Source organism: Streptomyces sp. NPDC058195 (assembly GCF_042883525.1).
Classification (GTDB): Bacteria; Actinomycetota; Actinomycetes; order Streptomycetales; family Streptomycetaceae; genus Streptomyces.
Window position 1 is genome coordinate 1 of the sequence record NZ_JBHVVM010000070.1, and the last position, 3460, is coordinate 3460.

Sequence of the window (3460 nt, forward strand, 5' to 3'; positions counted from 1 at the left end):
AGGTCGGTGACCCCGGAGCCGGTCTCGAGGACCACACCGGCGGCCTCGCTGCCGAGCGGGGCCTCACCCGGGTACATGCCGAGGGCGATGAGGACATCGCGGAAGTTGAGGCCCGCGGCCCGGACCCCGACCCGCACCTCGTTGACTCCGAGCGGCCGGTCGGCGTCGGAGGACATCAGGGCCAGACCCTCCAGTGAGCCCTTGCGCGCCAAACCCAGCCGCCAGGTGTCCCCGGCGACGGCCGGGAGCTCGGCACGGCCCAGCTGCGGTACGAGCGGTTCGCCCGCCCGGACCGCGATCTGCGGCTCGTCCAGGGCGGTCAGCGCCGTCCAGTCGAGGGCGTTCTCCCCGCTCTCCGCCCCGGACCCGGCGGTCCGGTCCGCGTCGGAGTCCAGGTCGATGAGGCCGAACCGTCGCGGGTGCTCCGATTGCGCGCTGCGCACCAGACCCCACACCGGGGCCTGAGCCAGCTCGGGGGCCGAGCCGCCCGCCGCGACGGCGCGCCGGGTGACCACGACCAGCCGGGAATCGGCGAGCGGCGCGGCGGACAGCCACTGCTGGACCAGAGCCAGGGCGCGGGCGGCGCCCGCGTGCACGGCCTCGGCGCCGGTCCCCGCTGCACCCGCCGGGTCGTCCGCCGCGTCGGCGTCGAGGGCGGCGAGCACCGTCCCCGGTACCGGGGCGCCCTCGGCGATGGCGCTCTCCAGGGCGGACAGGTCCGGGTAGCTGGCCCACTCGGAGGGGGCGGCCGGGAGTCCGCCGAGGACGGCGACAACGGCCCCGTCGCCGGCCGGGGCTCCAGCCGCGGCCGGTACGGGCAGCCAGTCGAGCTGGTAGAGGGAGTTACGGCCGCCGCGCTGGGCGGACTCCAGCTGGGCCAGGTCCACGGGCCGGAAGGCCATGGTCTCCACGGTCAGCAGCGGGGCGCCGTTCTCGTCGGCCAGAGCGATGCGCAGCGCGGAGTCCCCGACGGGGCTGATCCGCACCCGGGCCCGTGTGACGCCGGCCGCGGTGGCCGCGGTGCCGGTCCGGACGCCGGACCAGGAGAACGGCAGATCGGCGGTGGCGCCGGGCTCCTTGTCGAGGAGGCCGCCGTGCAGGGCGGCGTCCAGGAGCGCCGGGTGCAGGGTGAAGCCCTCGGTGCGCGCGTCCTCCGGCAGCGAGATCTCGGTGCAGATGTCGGCACCAGCCTTCCAGGCGGCGCGGACGCCCTGGAAGAGCGGACCGTAGTCGTAACCGGCCTCGGCGAGGCGGGCGTAGAGGCTGTCCACGGCGACGGGCCGGGCCCCGGCGGGCGGCCAGGCGGCGGGGAACGCGGACGCCGGTTCGGCGTCGGCGCTGAGCCAGCCGCGCGCGTGGCGGGTGACCGGGCGGTCGCCGTCCTCGCCGGAGGCCTCGGAGCGCGAGTAGACGACGAGCTCACGGCGGCCGTCCTCACCGAGGCGGCCCACGGTGACCTGAAGCTGCCGGGCGGATTCCTCGTCGAGGACGAGCGGCGCCTCCAGCACGAGGTCGTCGAGTACGGGCGTACCCGCCTGGCGGCCCGCGGTGAGGGCGGCCTCCACCAGGGCGGCGCCGGGCAGCAGGACCGTACCGAGGACGGCGTGGTCCTCGGTCCAGGTCTGGGAGGCACGGGCCAGACGGCCGGTGAAGATCCACTCGTCGCGGTCGCCGACCTGAACGGTGGCGGACAGCAGTGGGTGGTCGAGGCGGCCGAGCCCGGCGGCCGTGGCGTCGCCGGTACCGGTGCCGGGGGTCAGCCAGTACCGCTCGCGCTGGAAGGCGTACGTGGGGAGCTGGACGCGCCCGGCACCCGTACCGGTGAACAGGGCGTGCCAGTCGATGGCGGCCCCGCCGACGTGGGCCTCGGCGAGCGAGGTGGCGAAGCGGACCGGGCCGCCCTCGCCGCGGCGCAGCGAGCCGACGGACCGGACGTGGTCGGCGGCGTCGAGGTCCTGGACGATCTCGTCGACGGCCATGGTGAGGACGGGGTGCGGGGAGAGCTCGACGAAGAGCTTCGCGCCGTTGCCGACCAGGGCGCGGACGGCGGGCTCGAAGCCGACCCGGCCGCGCAGGTTGCCGTACCAGTAGGCGGCGTCGAGTTCGGCCGTGTCGATGAACGCGCCGCGGGTGGTGGAGTAGAAGGGGATCGCGCCGTCGCGCGGGGCGATCGGGGCCAGGAGGCGCAGCAGCTCCTCCTGGATGCCCTCGACCTGCACGGAGTGGCTCGCGTAGTCCACGGGGATGCGGCGGGCACGGGCACCGTCTTGCTCGCACAGCGACTGGAGCTCGTCGAGCGCGGCCGGCTCGCCCGCCACCACGACGGTGCCGGGGCTGTTGACGGCGGCGACCGAGATCCGTCCGTCGAACCGCTCCAGGTACGTCTCGACACGGTCCACGGGCAGCAGGACCGACATCATCCCGCCCTGCCCGGCGAGGCGTTCGCGGACGGCGCGGCTGCGCAGGGCGACCACGCGGACGGCGTCGTCCAGGCTGAGGGCGCCCGCCACGTAGGCGGCGGCGATCTCGCCCTGCGAGTGGCCGACGACGGCGGAGGGCTCGACGCCGTGGGAACGCCACAGCTTCGCCAGGGACACCATCACGGAGAACAGCGCCGGCTGGACGACGTCGACGGCCTCCAGGGTCGGCGCGCCGGGCGCACCGCGCAGGACCTCCTCAAGGTCCCAGTCCACGTAGCGGGCGAGAGCCTCGCGGCACGCGGTGATCTCCTCGGCGAACACGGGCGCGGAGTCGAGGAGTTCGACGGCCATGCGCTCCCACTGGGAGCCCTGGCCAGGGAAGACGAACACGGTCTCGTCGCCACCGGGGCGGCCCTGGAAGACGTGGGCAGCGGGCTCGGCCGAGGACAGCGCGGCCAGGCCGGCCAGCAGGCCGCCCCGGTCGGTGGCGACCACGGCGGCCCGGCGCTCCAGGTGGGCGCGGGTGGTGGCCAGCGAGAAGGCCACGTCGGTCAGGCTGAGGGACGGCTCGGCGATCAGGTGGGCGCGCAGACGGTCGGCCTGCGCGCGCAGGGCGGCCTCGCTGCGGGCGGACACCAGCACCGGTACGGCGGGCAGTTCGCGGTCGGGGGAGGCGGGAGCCTGCGTGACCTCGGCGGCCGCTTCGGCGGAGCCGGCCGTACCGGCCTGCGCAGACGGCTCCGGCTGCTCCGGGAGCGCCGGGGGCTCCTCGACGATCACGTGGGCGTTCGTGCCGCCCACACCGAAGGAGGAGATGCCTGCGCGGCGGGGGTGGTTTTCGGTGGTGGGCCAGGGTTCGGCTTGGGTGAGGAGTTGTACGTGGCCGGTGGTCCAGTCGATGTGGGGGGAGGGGGTGTCGATGTGGAGGGTGGCGGGGAGTGTGTCGTGCTCCATGGCCTTGACCATTTTGATGATGCCGGCGACGCCTGCGGCGGCCTGGGTGTGGCCGATGTTGGATTTGATGGAGCCGAGGCGGAGTG

Annotated in this window: 1 protein-coding gene and 1 pseudogene; both read right to left on the reverse strand. The window is 75.2% G+C overall.

Annotation, left to right across the window (positions count from 1 at the left end; translation table 11 throughout):
- On the reverse strand, positions 1–3374 hold a 3374-nt coding region (locus ACFVWY_RS35475; protein ID WP_389879031.1), incomplete at its 3' end, for an acyltransferase domain-containing protein.
- Between the two features lie 18 nt (positions 3375–3392).
- Positions 3393–3443 (reverse strand): annotated as a pseudogene (locus ACFVWY_RS35480) (hypothetical protein); the annotation flags it as partial.
- Positions 3444–3460: the final 17 nt, after the last annotated feature.